Consider the following 22,332-nt stretch of genomic DNA (forward strand, 5'->3'; position numbering starts at 1 on the left):
ACTAATCATTTTTTGTAGTTTTAATCACTACTCCATATAATATACGCTCATTTGAGCTATTTGTCAACTATTTTTTTTATTTTTTTTCTATATATTAAATTTATAGTTTTTCTGTTTCTAAGCTTTCTTTTATGACAATACTCTTAATGTAAAAGTTTATTTTTTAAAATTTCTATAATAAATTTTTACATCTTTGGAAAATATAAAGTAAGTAATAATTATATCCCTCAAAGGTGGTTTAATATGAACATTATAAATAATTTTTTGAAAAAAATCAATAATCCAGTTCCTGTATTTGCTCAGACAAAACTGGAAAAAGAAAACTGCTCTGAAGATCATAATAGCAGTAAACCCAAAACCACATTTAGAGATGTGGCAGGACTTGATGAAGTAAAAGAAGAACTATTCGAAGTTGTAGACTTTATGAAGTCTCCTGACAAATATATAAAAATGGGTGCGAAAATACCAAAAGGAATATTATTTTATGGTCCTCCTGGTACAGGAAAAACACTTCTAGCATCTGCTGTTGCCGGAGAAACAGATTCATCCTTCTTTAATGTAACAGGTTCTGAATTTGTTGAAAAATACGTTGGTGTAGGCGCTAAAAGAGTAAGAACTCTTTTCGAAAAAGCTAGAAAAGAAGCTCCAAGCATTATATTTATTGATGAAATTGATGCCATAGGAGCTAGAAGACATTCTGAAAGTAACAACGAAAAAGATCAAACACTAAATCAACTACTTGTAGAAATGGATGGCTTTAATAAAGATGACAATATTATAATAGTCGGTGCAACAAATAGACTAGATTTATTAGACGAAGCTTTATTAAGACCTGGACGATTTGATAGACATATACGTATCAATTCGCCTAACTATAATAGTAGATATGAAATTTTAAAAGTTCATACAAAGAATAAACCATTACATAAAGATGTTGATTTAAAATTATTAGCTCGTAAAACTCATGGTTTTAATGGTGCACATTTAGCAAATATAGCTAACGAAGCCGCTATATTTGCAGTAAGGGACAACAGTAGTGAAATCACAAATTATCATTTCGATAAGGCTATAGAAAGAGTAATTGCTGGCATAGAGCAAAAAAACTCTGTATTAATTGAAAAAGAAAAGAAAATTGTTTCTTATCATGAAGCTGGCCATGCCTTAGTTAGCAATATTGTAAATATTTGCCCTATACAGAAAATATCTATCGTTCCTCGTGGCGAGGCCCTAGGATATGTACTTCAGCTCCCAGATGAAGATAGATATATTTATACAAAAGAAGAGTTAATAGGTAAAATCAAAATATTACTAGCTGGAAAAGCCGCAGAAGAAATTATCTTTAACCATTTATCTACAGGAGCCAAAGATGACTTAAAGAAAGTTACCGACATTGCAGATCAAATGGTTTGCGAATATGGTATGAGTAAATTAGGCTTTATGACAATAGAAGGCAACTCAAAATCTTTTATGTCACAACAGGTTCAAAAAGAAGCCAATCAAATTGTTGAACATTGCTATAAAGAAACTTTAAAATTATTAAAAGAAAATATAAATGATTTAAACATTGTTGCTAATCATTTATACGATAAGGAGACTATGACTTTAGAAGAATTGCAATCATTAATTCAAAAAGAGCCTTGCTAGAAATAGAAATAACCTAGGATTAAAATCCTAGGTTATTTCTATTTTATTAATTATTGTTGAACTATATTAACTCTTTCTTCATCTTCTTTTACTACCATAGATACGAAATCATTTAAGTTCATGCTTCCCATTTCGCCTTTATCTCTTGATCTAACAGCTACTTGATTTTCTGCAGATTCCTTTTCTCCTACAACTAGCATATAAGGTACTTTTTGAAGTTGTGCTTCTCTTATTTTGAATCCTATTTTTTCTGCTCTATCATCCATTTCAACTCTTACACCTGCATCAAATAAAGCTTTTTTAACTTCATTTGCATAGTCCATATATTTGTCTGATATAGGTAATATTTTAACTTGAGTTGGAGCTAACCATACTGGGAATTTACCAGCATATTGCTCTATTAATATTCCTATAAATCTTTCTATACTTCCAAGAGCAACTCTGTGTATCATAACAGGTCTATGTTTTTCACCATCTTGTCCAATATATGATATATCAAATCTTTGAGGTAATTGCATATCTAATTGAATAGTACCACATTGCCATGTTCTTCCTAAACAGTCTTTTAAGTGGAAGTCGATTTTTGGTCCATAGAATGCTCCGTCACCTTCATTTAGTACATAAGGTAAGTTTAATTCTTCTAAAGCTTCTCTTAAACCATTTTCTGCTGCTTCCCAATCTTCATCAGATCCCATAGATTTTTCTGGTCTAGTAGATAATTCTAAATGATATTCAAATCCAAAAGTCTTATAAACTTTGTCTATTAAGTCTACAACACCTTTTATTTGCTCTTTTATTTGCTCTGGTAACATGAATATATGAGCATCATCTTGAGTGAATGCTCTAACTCTCATAAGCCCATGTAAAGCCCCTGATAATTCATGTCTATGGACTCTACCAAGTTCTGCAACCTTCATTGGAAACTCTTTATATGAATGCGGTTTAGCATTATAGTATATTAAAGAACCAGGGCAGTTCATTGGTTTTATAGCAAATAGTTCTTCATCTATATTTACAGTGTACATATTTTCTTTGTAGTTATACCAGTGGCCTGAAGTTTCCCATAATTTTTGATTTAATATAATAGGAGTTTCTATTTCTACATATCCATCTTGTCTATGTATTTCTCTCCAATATTTTAATAAAGCATTTTTTAATTCCATACCTTTTGGCAAGAATAGAGGGAATCCTGGACCTTCTTCTGGTATAAAGAATAAGTCTAATTCTTTACCTAATTTTCTGTGGTCTCTTTTCTTAGCTTCTTCTAATAAATGTAGGTATTCTTCTAAATCTTTATTCTTTTCAAAAGATATACCATAGATTCTTTGAAGCATTTTGTTCTTTTCGTCTCCACGCCAGTAAGCACCTGCTACACTAAGTAATTTAACAGCTTTTACTTTTTTAGTAGATGATAAGTGTGGTCCTCTACATAAATCAGTGAAATCACCTTGTTTGTAGAATGATATTATTTCACCTTCTGGTAAATCATTTATTAACTCTTCTTTGTATATTTCACCATTTTCTTTAGCCCAAGATAGAGCTTCTTCTTTTGGTAATTCAAATCTTTCAAGTTTTTGATCTTCTTTAGCTATTTTTTTCATTTCTGCTTCAAGTTTTGCAAGATCTTCCATAGTTAATCTTTCTTCTAAATCTATATCATAGTAGAATCCATTTTCTATGCTTGGTCCTATAGCAAATTTAGCCTTAGGATATAATCTTTTTATAGCTTGTGCTAACATATGTGCAGAAGTATGTCTAAAAACATCTTTTCCTTCTGCATCATCAAACTTAAATAAGTTTAATGTACAATCTTCCTTAACCACATGGTCAAGTCCTACTACTTCATCATTAACAGATGCTGAAACAACGGCTCTTGCTAAGCCTTCACTTATTGATTTCGCAATTTCTAAGACAGAAAGTTCATTTTCAAATTCTTTTACTGATCCGTCTTTTAATGTAACTTTTATCATAATTTTTCCTCCTAAAATATATTATTTTAACAATAAAAAAACTCGTCCCATAAAAATTGGGACGAGTTATATCTCGTGGTTCCACCCAAGTTGATATATATAATATACATATCCTCTTGATGACTATAAGGTTGTCAACCGAATACTTTCGCATATACATGCTACTAAATTCTGCTCCAAGTTAGTTTTCAAATAGGATTATTTTGGACGAGCTCACAGCCAAGGCTCATCTTCTCTGTAAAACAATTTATCTATTTTACTTTGTCTCTTCATCGCACTATTTTTAATTAATTTTAATTATATCAGATAGGTATTTATCATTCAACCATAATATAATAATTAATTACTATATATTACCGTTACCTTTCCTTCAAATAATAAGTTCACCATTTCTATAATATCTTTTGACTTATTATTGTTTGAATTATCAAGTATTTCTATTTTCTTAGGGCATAATGTCATTATTGCACTTATTAAAATATCTTCGTTATTTAAATCTTCTGATTTAGCAAGATTCATAATCTCTTCATTATTAAGGTTTTCAACCTCTCTTCCATTTTCATCACTTAGTACAAAGTTACCATCTTTCATAATTGTAATTCTAAGTAGTTCCATCTTTTCTTCTTGTATATCGATAAAATATCTTAAAGAATCTAGAAATTCTTTTTTATCCCTTTTTATTAAATGTTCTTCCATTGCAATATCACTTAATATAGAAATATAACTAATAAAATCTTTCATTCTGAATTTAACAAATCCTTCTAAATTTAAATCGTTATTTTCTATAATAAATTCATTTACTTTACTATATATAGTTTCTTTTATAAAATCTTCTTTTTTGTCAAATAAATTTACAGCTTCTATATATACACTTTTTTTATCCTCTTCACTTATATTAGTGTAAGTTTTCCATATGTATTCTTTTAAATCTCTTTCTTTTATTAAACTTATTATTAAATCTGTAATACCAGAGCAAAGTGTGTCACAACTTTTCATTTTAGACATATCTACATATGCACTGTCTAAAGTTTTATCATAACTAATCATTTTAGAGTAATTCTTTCCATGGAAAAATTCTTTAATTAGTCCTATATCTTGGGGTAAAAAACTTATTTGCATCATTCTGTCTGTCATTGTATCGCCCCTTCCAAATAATTAAAAGAAACTTATTCTAGTTTAATACATTGTTTTTTTATTGTATTGTCATGGTTTTAATACACTTTACCCCGATAAATTATTTATAATTTTACCGATAGTTATATTATTAAACATTTTTTAAAATTTTATAAGTTGAAATTAAATATATTTTTCTATACATAAAAAAGCTATGAAAATTTAATTTTCATAGCTTTAAATTAATTATCTTTCACCTTTTTTGTAAGGATTACCTAAAGCTGAAGGAGCCTTAGAACTCTTAACAAACAATACTAATATTATTAATGTTACAACATAAGGTATCATAGATAATAAGTTTTCATTTATTGTAAACGGTAATGTTGGACTTCCGAAGTATACAGATAACGCTGTTGAGAAACCAAATAATAAGCAAGCAAGTGCTGCCCATTGAGGTCTCCATTTTCCGAATATAACAGCCGCCATAGCTATATACCCTTGTCCAGATACTAATGTAGGTCTAAATGAAGAAACTAATGCAAGTGACATTGAAGCTCCACCAAGCCCTGCTAAAAATCCAGATATTAAAACTCCACTATATCTTACTCTAGAAACATTTATTCCTAATGTATCTGCAGCACCTGGATGCTCACCAACTGATCTTATCCTAAGACCAAATTTAGTTTTATATAAAACATAGTATGCTACTATTACTAATATAAATGCAAGGTATACAGTTGCGTAGTTATTAAATATTGTATCTAATACACTACCTGCTGGAAATGTACCATTAAATATTCTTGGTATTTTATTTTCCATTGGTATTGTTGGAGTTGTAGTTGCTCCATCAAACATTATTTTAGATATAAATAAAGCAAAACCTGGAGCTAATAAGTTTATTGCAACACCTGATATTGTATGGTCTGCATTAAAGTTAATAGTTGCAAAAGCATGTATTAAAGCAAATAATGCTCCGGCTAATCCTCCTACTAAGAAAGCTAACCAAGGATTACCTGTTAGAAAGCCAGCTGCTGCCCCTGCAAATGCTCCTATTGTCATCATACCTTCTAAACCTATATTAACTATACCTGAGTTTTCAGAGAATACTCCGCCTAGTGCTGTATATATAAGGGGAGTTGAATACATTAACGTTGTACTAATTATAATCGCTAAATCTTGCATTATGCGTTACCCCCTTTTGCTTTCTTTTGTTTCATTTTTATATATAACATTCTTAATCCATTACTTAATGCGATAAAGAACACTATGGATCCTATAACTATATTTATTACTTCTGATGGTGCTCCAACAGATTGCATTTTTATTCCACCGTATTTGAATGCACCAAATAATAGTCCTGAGAATATTACTCCTATTGGATTACTGTTTGCTATTAAGGCAACAGCTATACCATCAAATCCATATCCTTCTTGTGCTGCAAGAACTGTTATATTATGAGTTACACCCATAACTTGTATTGCACCTGCAACTCCAGCTAATAAACCTGCTATAGCCATTGACTTTAATATTGATTTACCAACATCTATCCCAGCATATTCTGCTGCATCTTTATTGTGACCAACTGCTCTAAGCTCAAAACCTAAAGTAGTTTTTGTTAATATAAACCATATTACAAATACTAATACTATTGATATAATTATACCCCAGTTAACACTAGTAGCTGGTCCAACTATACCTTTTAACCAATCTATACCTATGCTTGCACTATCTTGTATATTTACTGAAGCTTCACTGTTTGGCACTGATATAAACGAATTTGATACCATGAAGTTACTTAAATAAAAAGCAATCCAGTTTAACATTATTGTTGCTATAACCTCGTTTATTCCAAACTTAGATTTTAGGAAACCTGCTATTGAACCCCAAAGCCCTCCTGCAAGACCTGCTAAAATTATTGTTAATGGAATATGAATTACAGCTGGTAAATTAATGCTATATCCTACCACTGTTGCAACTAATGCGCCTATTATAAACTGACCTTCTGCACCTATGTTAAATAATCCTGTTTTAAAAGCAAACGCTATAGAAAGACCTGTAAGAATATATGGTGTCGCCTTTATTATAGTCCATGCTATATATTTTGGCTTTCCAATTATACCTTCTATCATAGCTCCATAAGCTTCTATAGGGTTGTTTCCTGAAATAATAAGAACTATTGCTCCAACAAGCAAACCTAGAAGGATTGATAAGAATGAAAACTTAACAGCATCATCTATAAAAGATTTTTTCTTAGTTTTTAAGCTATTTTCCATTACAGTCACCTCCTGCCATCATCATTCCAAGTGTATTTTCATCTGCATTTTTTGCATCTAATATACCCACTATTTGTCCTTCGTAAATAACTGCTATTCTATCAGAAACATTCATAACTTCATCAAGTTCTAAAGATACTAAAAGAACTCCATTTCCAGCATCTCTTTGGTCAACTAATGATTTATGAACGAACTCTATAGCACCTACATCTAATCCTCTTGTTGGTTGAGTAGCTATTAATAATTGTGGTTCATGACTGTTTTCTCTAGAAGCTTCTATATTTGTTACTTCTCTACCTATAATTACCTTTTGTTGGTTACCACCTGATAATCCTCTTGCTTTAGCATTAAGATCATTTGGTCTAACATCAAACCTTTTAATTATTTCTTCAGCTTTTTTATTAATTGCTTCTGTATTTAATATTCCATTTTTAGAGTATTTATTTTCCTTGTAATTTTGTAAAACAACATTTTCCGCAACTGTATAATCTAAAACAAGACCTCTCTTTTGTCTATCCTCAGGGATGTTCTTTATTCCCTTTTTGAAGATTTGCTTTGGTTTGTTATTTACTACTGCCTGTCCATTTATTTCTATAAGACCAGACTCAACGTTTCTAAGACCAGTAAGTGCTTCAACTAATTCCGATTGACCATTTCCGTCTATACCAGCTATTCCAAGTATTTCTCCAGCTTTTACTTCTAAAGATAACCCATCAACAACTCTTATTCTTCTATTGTCTTTTACTACTAAGTCTCTAATCGATAAAACTGTTTTAGTTGGATTTGCTTCTTTTTTGTCAACCTTGAAATTAACTTCTCTACCTACCATTTTTTCTGCTAAGTCATTTTCAGTTACATCTGATACTTTTACAGTGTCTATGTATCTACCTCTTCTAATTACAGTACAGTGATCAGCTATAGATTTTATTTCTTTAAGTTTATGAGTGATTATTATTACTGACTTACCTTCTTTTGTTAGATTTCTAATAATATTAATAAGCTCTATTATTTCTTGTGGAGTTAAAACTGCTGTGGGCTCATCAAGAATTAAAGTTTCTGCACCTCTATATAATGCCTTTAATATTTCAACTCTTTGTTGCATACCTACTGTTATATCTTCAATTCTAGCCATAGGATCAACGAATAATCCATACTTTGCCGATATTTCTTTAACATCATCTATGGCTTTTTTTATATCTAGAGCACCTACATTTTTTGTTGGTTCTGTTCCTAGTACTATATTTTCAGCTACTGTAAATGGTTGAACAAGCATAAAATGTTGATGAACCATACCTATACCTTTTGATATTGCTACATTTGGGTTGCTTATATCTACTAATTCACCATTAATATAAATCTCTCCTGATGTAGGATTATAAAGTCCATATAATATATTCATAAGAGTAGACTTACCTGCTCCATTTTCTCCTAAAAGCGCATGTACTTCTCCTTTATGCACAGTCAAATTAATGTTGTCATTTGCTATGAAGTCGCCGAATTTTTTAGTTATATTTTTCATTTCAACAACTTTTTGACTGTAGTCGATGCTATTGTTATTCATAGCTTTTTTTGCCCTCCTTGTCTGACCATATTTTTCATAATAAAAAAACGGATAATATATCTATATATTATCCATAAATCATATAATCTATTTGTTAAGCCAAATTAATTTTTATAGATTTCATATTTATCAGATAAAATATTATATGATTTTTAACCATTTCTATTGTTAATTAGTGTATCACTTAAACATTATATTGTAATTAGTGTATAATATTTAACTAAACAATTATATCATTTTATATACTTTATGCCAACAATTATAAGAATTTAATATATTTTCATTATATGTATTACATTATTTATTGTAGTTGAATATTATATAAAAAAAATATTCCACCAGAGAATATATATTCTTTGGTGGAATATGTATTTTAAGAATTTATACCCTAGGATTTTTATTTTTCGTATAATTCTTTGTATTCTTTATCAGTTGCTGGAACTTTTATTTTTCCGTCAACTATTTCTTTAGTTTTAGCATCAACATATTCTAATACGTCAGCTGGAACATTTTTGTCTGAAGTTGGAGCTATACCAACTCCTCCTGTTGCTAATGAACCTATTATAACTTCACCTGATTTATAAGATCCATCAACAAATGATTTTGCTAAGTTACCAACAGCAACATCTATATTTTTCATAGCTGAAGTTATTACGTTATCTGGAGCTAATCCATTTTGGTCTCTATCAACACCTATAGCCATTTTTCCATTTTCTTTAACTGATTCTATAGCACCAGTTCCAACAGCACCTGCAGCTGGGAATACTACGTCTACACCATTTTTAATCATTGAATTCGCTATAGATTTTCCTAAAGCTTGATCAGAGAAGCTATTTGCATATTGTACTGATATTTTTGCTTTTGGGTTAGCATCTTTAACACCAGCTTTAAATCCATTTTCGAATTTAGATATAACTACTCCTTTCATACCACCTATAAAACCAACTTTGTTAGTCTTTGTCATTTTACCAGCTATTAATCCTGTTAAGTAAGAAGAAGCGTTATCTTCAAATAATAAAGAAGTTACATTTTCTGGTTGTTTTTCGTAAGCGTAATCTATTATTGCAAATTGTTGATCTGGATAAGCTTTAGATGCCTTTTCTATAGCTTTATCTAATTTATATCCAACACCTATTATTAAGTCCATTTCTTGATCTATAAATTGATCTATATTTGAGTCGTAATCTGAGTCTTGTTTTGATTCTAAAACTTTAACTTCAATTTTATCTTTTCCTAACTCTTTTTCAACTGCTTGCAAACCTTCCCATGAAGATTGGTTGAATGATTCATCATGCACCCCACCAACATCAGTTATCATACCTATTTTTACTACCTTCTTTGATGCTTCGTCTTTATTAGATCCACATCCAACTAATAATCCTACAGACATTACCATTGTTAGTGATAAAGCTACTAATTTTTTTAATTTCATAAGTCCCTCCTGAAAATATAAGTATTTCGTCTCTTATGTTTTTTATTTTATACTATTTTTGATATTTTATCTATACTATTTTAAAGTTTTTTTACATTTTTCATCAAATTATTGGTTATTTTTCTAAATATGCTATACTATATTATAATTTATTTACATATTAATATTTTGTTTCCAGAATATTTTTACATTTTATTACATATTTATACATATTTAACTGAATATTTTTACATAAAAAAAGAGGTATTAATACCTCCTTAATTTATCTACTTTTTAAATACCAATATTCCACCTACACCAGGACCCGAATGTGCTCCGACACAAGTTCCTATTATAAAATATCCTATTTTCTTAGGTTTAAATAATTCCTTAGCTATTTCAGTAAGTTTTTCTCTTTCTTTTAAATCGTCACTATATCCTATGTAAACTTCTTCTTGCTCTAAATCGTCTCCTAATCTCTCTTTAATACATTCAATCATTTTACTTAATACATTTTTCTTTCCTCTAACTTGACCTACTTGAGAAACTAGCCCGTCCTTAACCTCTAATATAGGTTTTATATTTAATAAACTACCTACAGTTGCTTTAGTAGAAGATATTCTTCCACCTTTTTTTAGATATTCTAAAGTATCTACTGAAAACATAAGAATATATTTTTCTTTAATTTCATCTAAAACTTTAAACACTTCTTCTATTGTTTTACCTTCATTTATCATTTCAGCTGCTTTAACGACAAAGAAACCTGCTCCAAAAGTTAAATTATTACTATCATATATATATATTTCTCCTTCAGTATCATTTTTAGCCATTATAGCGCTTTGATATGTACCTGTAGCGGCTGCTGATCCCGATATATATAATATTTTCTTCCCATCTTTTGTATATTTATCAAAAGTTTCTTTAAACTGAGCATAAGTAGCTTGAGAAGTTTTTGGATATACATTTTCCTCCCTTAAAACCTTATAAAATTCCTCTGGTTGCATATCTATACTATCTCTATATTCTTTTCCATTAAGTATAAGTGTTAGTGGTACCACATCTATATCGTACTTTTCTAAGTACTCTTTGTTAACATCAGATAAACTATCACATATTATTTTAATATCATTCATCCCGTTAATCTCCTTTCTTTGTCATTATAATTATATTTATAATTATCTCATATTCGGATAACCAATTTGTCTTAAAGCTTCATAAACAACTATCGCAACTGAATTTGATAAATTTAAAGATCTTGCCTTTTCTAATTTTACCATAGGTATTCTCATACATGTTTCTTTATTTTCTGCTAATAAAGTTTCTGGTAATCCCTTTGTTTCTTTTCCAAAAACTAAAAAGCAACCATCCTCAAATTTCATGTCTGAATGAGATTGATTCGTTTTCGTCGTAGAATAGAAATACTTTCCTTCAGGGTATTTTTCAAATAGTTCCTCTAAGCTGTCATAGTATCTTATGTCAGATATATCCCAATAATCTAATCCACTTCTTTTTAAATATTTATCTTCCAATGAAAAACCTAGAGGTTTTATTAAGTGTAAAGTTGCACCTGTATTAGCGCAAGTTCTTATTATATTGCCTGTATTTTGAGGTATTTCAGGTTCTACTAATACTACGTTTATTGACATAACGCTCCTCCGTTTAAATTAACTAATCTATCAATTTTGCTTAATTTTAAGCAACTTCAATATTTTCCTAAATACATTATAACAGAAAATCCCCCTAATTAAAGTTGCTTTTTTGCTCTTTACTTTCTTAGCTCTCTTGTTCCATATACAATAATTCTATCCTGAGGTGGATAATAGCTTTCACCTATATATTCTGTTTTGTTTCCCAATGTACTTTTGTACACCCTGTAAGTTTGAACTTTATATCCTTTTCTACCTTCTTGTTCAATAGTTTTTATGCCTAATTCATATTTTTCACTATTTTTTCTAATTATCCTATTATGAAGTATATCAGTAGTTTCTGTTGTAACTTCAATATCTTTATCATCTTTTTTATTTCCATAAATAGTACAAACAATCTTATTACCTATAATCTGATTGTGTATTAAAATAGGACTATCAAATTTATTTGAAAATTTTAAGTCTATAGTTCCACCTGATACAGTAGCATCTCTTCCCTTTTCAATATAAGGACTTGGTATAGAATGATTTCTCACATTAATGATTTTCATGCCAGAATATAAAGCTGCATTATAAATGGTACTCGATACTTGACACATACCTCCTCCTATTCCTTTTTCTTGTTTTCCATTTATTATTACAGGAGCTTCCTTTAAATACTTATTAATATGAGATTTTTGTATATATGAATTAAAAGAAAATATTTCTCCCTTGTCTAATAATATATTGCTAGTTGCGTTTGCTGCTAATTTAATATTATTTGATCTATTATAATTGTTGGCATTAAAATAAGTTTCAAAACTTCCTAAAGACGTATTAATTTTACTTAAATCACTATAAGAATAAAATGGCTTAACTGATAAAGTGGGTATAATTTCATCTTCATTATCTAAGTCTTTTATTTTTTTAATTATTGTATTTTTTAATTCGCCTTTATTTAATTCATATCCATATTTTTCTTTAGTTACAATGATTTTACCATTTGCTATTCTTATAGTTGCATTTTTGGGTTTTATATATATTTTTTTATTCAACTCTTTTAAATATTTATCTAATTTTTTTTCATCATAAGCAATACTATAATCTAGTATTACCTTTTTCCCCATAGTCAAACTACTTTTAGTCTTTATATTAGCTATAATGCCTTTATCTCTGCCAATACTATATGCTTTCTCAACTACTTCTTTTACATTATAATCTGTTCCTATATCATTTTTAGAAAAAACATATTTTTCCCCATTAAAATTTAACGAAAAAGAATTATTATCATTAAGTATTTTATTGATTTTTTCCTCAGCTTCTTCTTTTGTTAAATTAGATAAATCAATATCTCTAACATAAATATTTTTGTGTATTTTTCCTTCCAGTTCAATTGCATTACTTAAGACTACATTGCTTAAGGATACAATTAATAATGATAAAAATATTGCAATCTTAAGTTTTTTCAAGAGTATCATTCCTTTCCTTGATAAAAATTACAATCATCTTTTATTGGGCATAACTCGCATTCTGGTTTTCTTGCTTTGCACATTCTTCTACCATGAAATATTAATACATGATGAGAATGAGACCACCTGTGTTTTGGTATAACATCCATGAGTGCAAACTCAGTTTTTTCCGGAGTTTTTGTATGAACAATACCTATCCTATTTGAAACTCTAAAAACATGCGTATCTACTGCTATAGCATCTTTATTAAATGCATTGCTTAGCACTACATCCGCTGTTTTCCTTCCCACACCAGGAAGTTTTGTTAATTCCTCTAAAGTATCTGGAACTTCACCACTATAATCTCTACATATCATTTCTGATGTAGCCTTAATTTTTTTGCCTTTACTTTTGTAGAGACCACAAGTTTTTATTTCTTCCATTATTTCCTCTTCAGATAAATTTACAAAATCCTCTGGCTTATTGTACTTCTTAAAAAGTTCCCTTGTTACCATATTAACTCTAACATCAGTACACTGCGCAGATAATATAGTAGCTATTAATAATTCAAAAGCTGTAGTATGCTCTAATTCACAATGAGCATCTGGATAAATTTCCTCTAACTTATCTAATATTTTATTTACATCTTTCATTTATTTTCCCCCTTATTTTATCTTTTACTTTTATTATCTATCAAATTAGTCAATCTATAACAAAGTAATAACTCTCAATTTTTTGATTTTTTGTATTAAAAAAGCAAAAACTTATTAAGTTCTTGCTTTTTATTATATCAATTTATTTATTCCTTTTTTGGTTCTCTTAACTTATTATAACTATCTAGTTTTTCTTTTACCAAATTTTTGATGTCCTCAAACATTTTATTCGTTAAAATTTCTACACTTTCTTCTATTTTGCTCACAGGATAAATTTTAAAACATCCATCTTTTATTGTTTTTTCCATTTCATCCGAAAGAATTAGATTATCCATATTATCTTTTGGCAAAATCACACCATACACTTTATCTTTAAATCCCCTTTTTTTACATACATTATAAAATCCCTCAATTTTTTCTGTTATTCCACCAACAACTTGTATTTCTCCCTTTTGGTTTAAAGATCCTGTAATTGCTATATTTTGTTTTATTGGTATTTCACTTAAAGAAGATAGTAATGCACATAGTTCTGCTAAGGTAGCACTATCACCATCTATTCCCCCATAATTTTGTTCAAAACAAATGTATGCATTTACTGATAAAGGGTATTCCTGTGCAAATTGTTCTGCTAAATAACCTTGCAAAATAAGTACTCCTTTATTGTGTATTGCTCCACTCATTTTTACTTCTCTTTCTATATTTACTATACCTTTATTTCCCATACTAGTAGTTACACTAATTCTTGACGGTCTTCCAAATGAATATTCTCCCATACCAAGAACTGATAATCCATTTATCACTCCAACTCTACTACCTTCAGTATCAATCATTATTGTATTATCTTCAATAAATTCATCAATCTTGTTTTCTATTTTATTTAAACGCTTACGCTTTTCTAAGATAGCTATTTCCACATGTTTCTTTTCCACAAAGTCTTTATTTTCTAGTTTCGCAAAAATATCTGCTTCTGTTATTATCTCAAGTAATTTATTAAAATCTGTTGATAGCTTTTTCTTACTTCCTACTAATCTAGTACTATGTTTTATAACATCCTCCACAGCTTCATAAGTAAAATGCTTCAATTTGTTTTTTTCACATTGAAATGCTATGAATTTTGCCATTCCATATTCTGTAACTTCACTTCTATCCATTTCATTATCAAAATCTACAAACATTTTAAAACATTTACTAAATTCACTATCATATCTATAAAGTACATCATAAATATAGTTACTTCCAATTAATATAATTTTCAAATTTAATGGTATTTCTTCAGGTTCTATTGATACTTTTGTCTCCATAGGAATTTTTTGCGACTGTATAGCTTTTTTTAAAAGTTCCCATGATAGAGGATAAGATAAAAGTTGTTGAGCGTACAGAACTAAATATCCTCCGTTAGATTTTTGCAAAGATCCAGAAAAGACTTTCGTAAAATCAGTTTTTATATTACCACTATTATAATCATACTCAACCTTACCAAATAAATTTGATGGACTTGGATTTGATTCAACAATAATAGGTGCTGTTTCATTATTTTCATTATCTACAAATAAATTTACTGCATATTTTAAGAAAGAATCCTTATTATAATATTCCCTAAGTTCCTCATCATCTAAGTAAAATAGTTCTAAATTTTTTAATATATCTTCTCTAACTTTATTAATATAATTTACAATTTTATCATAGTTTTCATATTTTGCTTTTAGCTCTTGAATATGCGGATCCACAACTAATTTCCCAACTTCATCTTCTATTTCAATCATTATAGTTTTTATATTTTCCTCAATTTCTCTTATCTGATAAACTACCTTTATTGCCATATTTTCTAGTTCTTTTTTTATTTTAAAAAATTCTTCAGAAGATACTTCATCTTCAAAATTCTCATTTAAAGGAACAAAAACCATCCCCACTTTACTACTTTTAAGCTTAAATCCTTTTTCTTCACCATAAGTTTTTATCTTTTTAATTAAATCTTCCTTTTGCATTTCATATTCTTCCAATAATGTATTTTTATTTACCTCATATTCTTCACTATCAAATGCTTCTTTTATTTCTTCAAACAATTTATCTATCATTTCTTCTATATCATCTTTAAATATTTTTCCCATGCCTCTTTCTAAACTTATTACAATAGGCTCTCTTGGATTATCGAAATTATATACATAACACCAATCTTTATGGCTATTTTTATCTTTAGAACATTCATCTAATATTTTCATGGTATAAGTGCTTTTTCCTGTTCCAGGGTCACCTGCTATATATATGTTATAAGCAGGATTATTTATTTTTAAACCCAGTTCCATAGCTGTTACTGCTCTATCTTGACCTAAAAAATCTTTTAAAGGTTCTATTTCTGACGTATTGTTAAATTTTTGCATATTATTCCCCTTTCCATCCCCTATTTATATGAACTAAGATTATACTCTCTTATAAACTTAATTAATTATATGTATTAGCATTCTTTTATTTGACTTAATAATTTTCAAAAAATAAAAAGCCTATGATTTATCACTTCATAGGCTTTTCTTTTAATATATCCATATTTCTTTTTATAATATTTCTTCCTCTCCAACTAAAGGCTCTATCCTTGTATCTTCTCTTAAATTCTTTATTTGATATATTTTTAATTTCTTCTTCATTTAAATTAGTTATTAAATTAATGGTAAATTCTTCAATATTGCTTTCACATATATCCTTATTGTGAGGACAAACTTGTTGACATATATCACATCCAAATATTGATTTATTCTTTTTTATTTTTGCTATTTCTTCTAAAGTAAGTTCTTCTTTCTTTTGAGTTATAAATGAAACACATTTTTTAGGATCCATTTTATAATTTCCCTCTAAAGCATTTCCCGGACAATATTTTACACATTTATTGCACTTTATACATGTTTTATTTGTAGGTTTATCAGGTTCAAGGTCATAATTATTTACTATATATCCAATAAACACGTAAGAACCATATTTATCTGTAATAATATTATTGTTAATTCCATAATATCCAATACCTGCTAAATAAGCTAAATACCTATCTACTAAAGGTCCGTTATCAGCAAAAATTTTATAATTAAAACTTTCATCTATTTTTTTTATTTCCTGACATATATTATTAAGTCTCTCTTCTATTACTAAATGATAATCTAGTCCATAGCAATATTTTGATATATTTGATTCCTGACTTTGTTCTATATAATAAGGAAATGCACATACTATAATTGATGATGCATCCTCCATAATTAATTTAGGATTTATTCTTTTTTCTATATCAGGTTCTTCCATACCTGTTACAAGATTTGCATTAATTTTTTCTTCTAAGGTTTTTCTTAATTCATCATATGGACCTACAGGGGCGACTCCCACAACATCTAGTCCTTTACTATAAAAAAGTTTTTTAATTTCATCTTTATTCATAAAATGTCCTTTCTTTAAATCCTCTTTAGTTTTATAATAAACTAATGATAAGGAAGTGATAATTTGATTAAACTAACAATCCCAGGAAGACCTATTAGTAAATCTAATTTTAAACTGCATAACGTTCATGGTCAAGCTTGGATGCCATCAAAAGGAAAATATTCTAAATACGTAGCTTATGAAAACATGATTGCTGGATACATAAACACACAGTATGATGGTGAAGTTATAGAAGAAGACCTAATAACTGTTATGAAGTTATATTTCCCTAATAAAAGAATGGGAGATTTACATAACTACCCAAAAAGTATTTGTGACGGAATAGAAAAAAGCGGTATTATAAAAAATGACAAACAATTAAAACCTGTTTTATTATTTGATTATATTGATAAAGAAAATCCAAGGGTTGAAATTGAACTTTATCCAGTTTCAAAGTATAATGTTACATACGACATTATTTCAAAGTAATTTGTTTTATAACAAAATGATTAAAATTTAATATTATTTTATATTTTTTAAAGATAATTTTTTATTAAAATATGAATATATGGAGGACTCTTAATATGCAAAATATATTGAATGATATAATTCTATCAAATAAAAAGTGTACAGCTAACGGAAAAGTTGCTAGTTATATTCCTGAATTAAAAAATGCAAATATTGATGATTTGGGTATATGTGTAATAGATAAAGATAATAACATTTACTGCGCTGGTGATTATAAGAAAAAATTTACTATCCAAAGTATATCAAAGCCTATAATCTTAGCTATGGCTTTAATGGATAATGAATGGCATCACGTTTTTTCTAAGGTAGGTATGGAACCAAGTGGAGATCCTTTTAACTCTATAATGAAATTAGAAACTAACGATACTAAAAAACCTTGCAATCCAATGATAAATGCTGGAGCTATAGTAACTACAGCTCTAATTAAAGGGAAAAATCTACAAGAAAAGGAAGAACGTATGTTATCTTTCTTCAGAAAACTTGCTAAAAACAATTCTCTTGAAATAAATAAATCTATTTATGAATCTGAAAAATTAACTGGTGATAGAAATAGAGCTATGGGCTATTTATTAAAAAATGATGGATTTATAGAAGGAGATGTGGAAGAAACACTTGATTTATACTTTAAGCAATGTTCCATTGAAGTTGATGTAGTTGATTTAGCTAGAATTGGTTTGCTATTCTCAAACTATGGTATTGATATAGAAACTGGTGAACGTGTAATAAGCGAAAATATATCTAGAATGGTAAAAACATTTATGGTTACTTGTGGAATGTACGATGCTTCTGGAGAATTTGCTCTTAGAGTCGGAATCCCTGCTAAATCTGGTGTAGGCGGAGGAATAATGGCATCTGTTCCAAGGAAAATGGGTATAGGTGTATTTGGACCTGCATTAGACGAAAAAGGAAATAGTATTGGAGGATTAAACATACTTGAAGATTTATCAAATAAATTAGAATTAAATATTTTCTAAAAAAAAGCAGCTAAAACATCTAAGATGTAATTGCTGCTTTTTAGTTTATTTATTTTCCAATTTATCACATACATTCTTTAGCATACTTCTAATTGGTAAATTATAAGGACATTTTTCTTCACAAATACCACATTCTATACATTTACTAGCCTTAGCATCACCTAGTGATTCATATCTTTCTAATGCCCATTCTTTCAAATTATATCTTGTATAGTATCCTTCCAATAAAAAGTTTTGCGGTATATTTATGTTTTTAGGACATGGAAGACAGTATTCACACCTTCTACAGAAATTTCCATTTAAATCTTTTCTAATTTTTTCAATCTTTAACTCATCTTCATGAGTAAGCTCCTTATCATTTATAACTGAGACATTTTCCTTAACTTGTTCAATTGTATTCATCCCTGGAATAGCTACATCAATATATTCTTTTGATAATATATATTTTATAGCTAAAGGTCCGTCATCAATAGCTCCTCCAGCTAAAGGCTTCATAGTAATTGTTCCTATTCCTTTTTCATAAGCTTTTCTAAAAACTTCATCTGCTTGATCTTCAACAATATTGTATGGAAATTGTATAGTAGCAAATTTACCATCTTCCACAGCTTTTGATATCGTTTCCAAACTATGACTAGTTATTCCTATATGTTTTATTTTTCCTTCTTCTTTTGCTTCTAATAAAGCTCTATATGCTTTATCTTCATTAAATATAGTATTGTATTCTTCTACTTTAAGGTTATGTATTTGATACAAATCAATATAATCAGTTTTTAGATTCTTTAAACTTGTATCTATATCTCTTTTCATATCATCATAATTTCTAGACATACTTTTAGTTGCAATATAAAATTTTTCTCTTCTACCTTCAATGGCATTTCCAATATATTCTTCACTTACGGTATATCCCCTTGCTGTATCTATAAAATTAACACCTTGATTTATTAATTCTTCAATAACTTTATTTGTTTCCCCTTGAGTAATTCTCTGTATAGGTATTCCCCCAAATCCAACTTCTTTGATCATTATATTTGTATTTCCAAGACTCCTCAACTCTCCAGCCTCCTTATTCTATATATTATATATACTATATTATCTTCATATAACCTGTCACTATTATGTATGAATTTACAAGTGTCATTTTTTTAACAAAAAAAAGTATCAACATAGAATTGATACTTTTATAATCTACTTATTTTATTTGTGAAGGAATTGCGAACATTACTACATCATGTTTCTTTTCATTTTCTCTATCACTATTATCTCTTTTTGCAATTATTTCATTAACTTTAACTTTGAATGCACTTCTTAGTTCAGATATTTCTTCTTCTGTTAATAATACATTGTCATATTCTAAAATGCTGTCCCCATTTAAAGCTCCCGCTTCAGCTGCATCATAGAAAGATTCTATAGTATCTTCAAAATCTGATATAGATACAAAGTCTGTATCTATTTCTTGCTCTAAAGTATAATCTATTATTTTTCTACTAATAACTATATTATTTGCAGTTGGATAGTAATATTTTTCTACAATACCTGACTTAATCTTCTCTTCAACTAATTCTAAAATCCCCACATTATAAAGTGTTTTGATATGATAGTTAATTTTTGCATGTGGCTCATCTAATATTTCTGATAACTGTTTTGCTGATAAGGGTTCCTTATCAAACGTTTTCAAAATATCTACTCTACGAGGATGAGCAATTGCTTTTATACAATCTAAATCTCTCAATACTAATACATCTTTCATATATTCCACCCCTAAAACATTTTTATTTAATATAATCCCATTATATATTAAGTGTATATAATTGTCAAAAGCTTATACATATTTAAACTTATTTTTTTATTTTTTTTATATTTTTTTATCCTATTTTTTATTTATATATAAAATGACATACTTTTTGTCATAATATCACTTATTTTTTGTTATATTAATATATAAATTACCAATTGCATATAGAGTTTATGTACACTATTTTTATTATATAATAATTTATTATAATATTTTAAAACATATAGTTAATAAAATTTAACAAAAAAACGAACTATAAAGTTCGTTTTAATCTACTATTTTACTTCCACCTATAAATTCTCTAATTATTGATGTAGGTGGCAAATCTGATGTATCTTTAAGCTCCACAAAATATTGAAGGAATTTTAATAACCTATTTGCTTCACTATAAGCTTTGCTACTAGAGTCTATCTCTTCCAATAATGGTTTAACATAAGCTTTTAAAATTGCCAACTCATATACACAAGATGAGTTAAAAATCATATCAGATTCTTCTTGATAAGGAAATATGTTTTGCTTTTCTCCTCTTCTTACAGAATCCCAAGTTAATATTGTTCTTGTAGCATTATGACCTCTAAACTGATTATCCCTTACAATACGTCTTATTAGTCTTAAGTCTGTAGTAGGTATTCTATTATGCTCATCTAAATTTAGCTGTGTTAATACACTAAGATAAATTTTAAATTTTTCCTTATCAGGTATTGATGAAGTTAAAATTGGATTTAAACCATGAATACCTTCTAGTATTATTGGTTGATTTTTTTCTATTTTAAGTTTTTTACCTTCTTCACTTATACCTTTTTTAAAGTTAAATCTTGGAATAGTCACTTCTTTTCCTTCTAGTAAATCACTTAAATCTTTATTAAATCTATCTAAATTTATTGCATATATAGATTCAAAATCATAATTGCCAAATTCATCTAATGGTGTTTTATCTCTATCTACGAAATAATCATCTAATGAGATTGATATCGGCTGTAAATTATTTACTTTCAAATGTATTGATAGCCTGTGAGCAAAACTAGTTTTTCCAGAAGATGATGGTGCTGCAATTAATATTATTCTTTTGTTTTCTTGTTTTATTATATCTGCTATTTGTCCCAATTTTTTTTCTTGTAAAGCTTCAACTATTCTTATTAATTCTCCATATGTTCCATTCTCTACTATCTTATTTAAAGATAATACTGTATCTACACCCATTAGCTTAGACCAATTTTCCATTTCCAAATAAATGTTTGATAGTTTTGGTTGAGGAATAAACTCTCTAACTTTAAACTTTTCTTCTTCTCTAGGTCCAAGTAATATAAATCCACTTCCATACTTTAAAACATCAAATGTTTTTAAGTAACCTGTAGATGGCAACATATGCCCATAAAAATGCTCCACATGATTATTACATTTATAAATTTTTATATCATCATGTTCCTTATATTTTAATAATTCTGCTTTATTTTTCTTATTATGCTTATCGAAAAAATTAATTGCTTCCTTCTTAGTTACAATTGTTTTTTCAATTTTATAGTCTTCATCTATAATTTCTTGCATTTTTAGTTTAATGGCTTCTCTATCTTTTTCATTTAATGTTGTATCCGTGCTAACTTCACAGTACAAACCATTTGATAAAGAGTGCTCTATACTTACTTTACAATTTTCATAAAGTTCTTCACAAGCCATTATAAACACAAGTGTCAAAGATCTAGAATATACTCTATATCCATCAGTATTATTAGTATCTAAAAATTTAATATTACAATCATCTGATACTAGCGTTGTTAATTCTTTTAATTTATTATTTATAGATGCTAAAGCTATATAGCCAGTATAATTTTCTTCAATTTCACAAGCAATGTCTTCTAATTTTATGCCTGTTGAGTTATCTTCAATTAAAATTTTTTTTTCTTCATCTTCTATAGTTAAATTTAATTGCTTCATTTTAACTACCCCTTT

The 22,332-nt window shown here is 28.3% G+C and carries 18 protein-coding genes and 1 other annotated feature; of the genes, 3 read left to right on the forward strand and 15 right to left on the reverse strand.

What is annotated here, in order from left to right; genetic code table 11:
• Window positions 1–243: 243 nt before the first annotated feature.
• Window positions 244–1,644, forward strand: coding sequence for an ATP-dependent zinc metalloprotease FtsH (gene ftsH / locus K0039_RS14705; protein ID WP_228105826.1), 1,401 nt, complete (start codon window positions 244–246; stop codon window positions 1,642–1,644).
• Between the two features lie 50 nt (window positions 1,645–1,694).
• Here ftsH and thrS read toward each other — a convergent pair whose 3' ends face one another.
• The 12 genes from thrS to queG all read right to left on the reverse strand — a co-directional run bounded on the left by thrS (window position 1,695) and on the right by queG (window position 17,112).
• Complete coding sequence (thrS, locus tag K0039_RS14710) at window positions 1,695–3,614, reverse strand: threonine--tRNA ligase (RefSeq protein WP_228105827.1); 1,920 nt, start codon at window positions 3,612–3,614, stop codon at window positions 1,695–1,697.
• Between the two features lie 54 nt (window positions 3,615–3,668).
• Window positions 3,669–3,896 (reverse strand) — a binding site (T-box leader).
• Between the two features lie 57 nt (window positions 3,897–3,953).
• Window positions 3,954–4,748, reverse strand: a complete 795-nt coding sequence (locus K0039_RS14715; RefSeq protein ID WP_228105828.1) for a putative sporulation protein YtxC — start codon at window positions 4,746–4,748, stop codon at window positions 3,954–3,956.
• A 225-nt stretch (window positions 4,749–4,973) separates the two neighbouring features.
• Window positions 4,974–5,909: an ABC transporter permease gene (locus K0039_RS14720; RefSeq protein ID WP_228105829.1), complete on the reverse strand. Its 936-nt coding sequence runs from the start codon at window positions 5,907–5,909 to the stop codon at window positions 4,974–4,976.
• Window positions 5,909–7,000: an ABC transporter permease gene (locus K0039_RS14725; protein WP_228105830.1), complete on the reverse strand. Its 1,092-nt coding sequence runs from the start codon at window positions 6,998–7,000 to the stop codon at window positions 5,909–5,911. The genes K0039_RS14720 and K0039_RS14725 overlap by 1 nt, the downstream gene beginning before the upstream one ends.
• Window positions 6,990–8,561 carry an ABC transporter ATP-binding protein gene (locus tag K0039_RS14730; protein WP_228105831.1) on the reverse strand — a complete coding sequence of 524 codons (1,572 nt, stop codon included), beginning with the start codon at window positions 8,559–8,561 and terminating at the stop codon, window positions 6,990–6,992. The genes K0039_RS14725 and K0039_RS14730 overlap by 11 nt, the downstream gene beginning before the upstream one ends.
• Before the next feature lie 397 nt (window positions 8,562–8,958).
• Window positions 8,959–9,993 (reverse strand): BMP family lipoprotein, encoded by a 1,035-nt coding sequence (locus K0039_RS14735; RefSeq protein ID WP_228105832.1) that lies wholly within the window; start codon window positions 9,991–9,993, stop codon window positions 8,959–8,961.
• A 266-nt stretch (window positions 9,994–10,259) separates the two neighbouring features.
• Entirely contained in the window at window positions 10,260–11,105 is an 846-nt protein-coding gene (locus tag K0039_RS14740; RefSeq protein WP_228105833.1) for a DegV family protein, read from the reverse strand.
• 42 nt (window positions 11,106–11,147) lie between these two features.
• Window positions 11,148–11,618: a tRNA (uridine(34)/cytosine(34)/5-carboxymethylaminomethyluridine(34)-2'-O)-methyltransferase TrmL gene (gene trmL / locus K0039_RS14745; RefSeq protein WP_228105834.1), complete on the reverse strand. Its 471-nt coding sequence runs from the start codon at window positions 11,616–11,618 to the stop codon at window positions 11,148–11,150.
• A 119-nt stretch (window positions 11,619–11,737) separates the two neighbouring features.
• Complete coding sequence (locus tag K0039_RS14750; protein ID WP_228105835.1) at window positions 11,738–13,066, reverse strand: VanW family protein; 1,329 nt, start codon at window positions 13,064–13,066, stop codon at window positions 11,738–11,740.
• A gap of 5 nt (window positions 13,067–13,071) precedes the next feature.
• Complete coding sequence (nth, locus tag K0039_RS14755; RefSeq protein ID WP_228105836.1) at window positions 13,072–13,698, reverse strand: endonuclease III; 627 nt, start codon at window positions 13,696–13,698, stop codon at window positions 13,072–13,074.
• A gap of 146 nt (window positions 13,699–13,844) precedes the next feature.
• Entirely contained in the window at window positions 13,845–16,076 is a 2,232-nt protein-coding gene (locus K0039_RS14760) for an ATP-binding protein (protein ID WP_228105837.1), read from the reverse strand.
• A 130-nt stretch (window positions 16,077–16,206) separates the two neighbouring features.
• Complete coding sequence (queG, locus tag K0039_RS14765) at window positions 16,207–17,112, reverse strand: tRNA epoxyqueuosine(34) reductase QueG (RefSeq protein ID WP_228105838.1); 906 nt, start codon at window positions 17,110–17,112, stop codon at window positions 16,207–16,209.
• Window positions 17,113–17,175: 63 nt separating this feature from the next.
• On the opposite strand from queG, the gene K0039_RS14770 reads away from it, so the two are divergent.
• Together K0039_RS14770 and glsA are read left to right on the forward strand one after the other, a co-directional pair.
• Window positions 17,176–17,580: a RusA family crossover junction endodeoxyribonuclease gene (locus K0039_RS14770; protein ID WP_228105839.1), complete on the forward strand. Its 405-nt coding sequence runs from the start codon at window positions 17,176–17,178 to the stop codon at window positions 17,578–17,580.
• 95 nt (window positions 17,581–17,675) lie between these two features.
• Complete coding sequence (gene glsA / locus K0039_RS14775) at window positions 17,676–18,593, forward strand: glutaminase A (protein WP_228105840.1); 918 nt, start codon at window positions 17,676–17,678, stop codon at window positions 18,591–18,593.
• Window positions 18,594–18,638: 45 nt separating this feature from the next.
• Here the strand turns inward: glsA and K0039_RS14780 are convergent, their stop codons facing one another.
• The 3 genes from K0039_RS14780 to K0039_RS14790 form a co-directional block, all read right to left on the reverse strand.
• Entirely contained in the window at window positions 18,639–19,643 is a 1,005-nt protein-coding gene (locus tag K0039_RS14780; protein ID WP_228105841.1) for an aldo/keto reductase, read from the reverse strand.
• Between the two features lie 139 nt (window positions 19,644–19,782).
• Window positions 19,783–20,340 (reverse strand): ArsR/SmtB family transcription factor, encoded by a 558-nt coding sequence (locus K0039_RS14785; RefSeq protein ID WP_228105842.1) that lies wholly within the window; start codon window positions 20,338–20,340, stop codon window positions 19,783–19,785.
• Window positions 20,341–20,652: 312 nt separating this feature from the next.
• Entirely contained in the window at window positions 20,653–22,317 is a 1,665-nt protein-coding gene (locus tag K0039_RS14790; protein ID WP_228105843.1) for a nucleoside kinase, read from the reverse strand.
• Window positions 22,318–22,332: the final 15 nt, after the last annotated feature.

It is taken from the genome of Terrisporobacter mayombei (genome assembly GCF_020748465.1).
Taxonomy (GTDB): Bacteria; Bacillota; Clostridia; order Peptostreptococcales; family Peptostreptococcaceae; genus Terrisporobacter; species Terrisporobacter mayombei.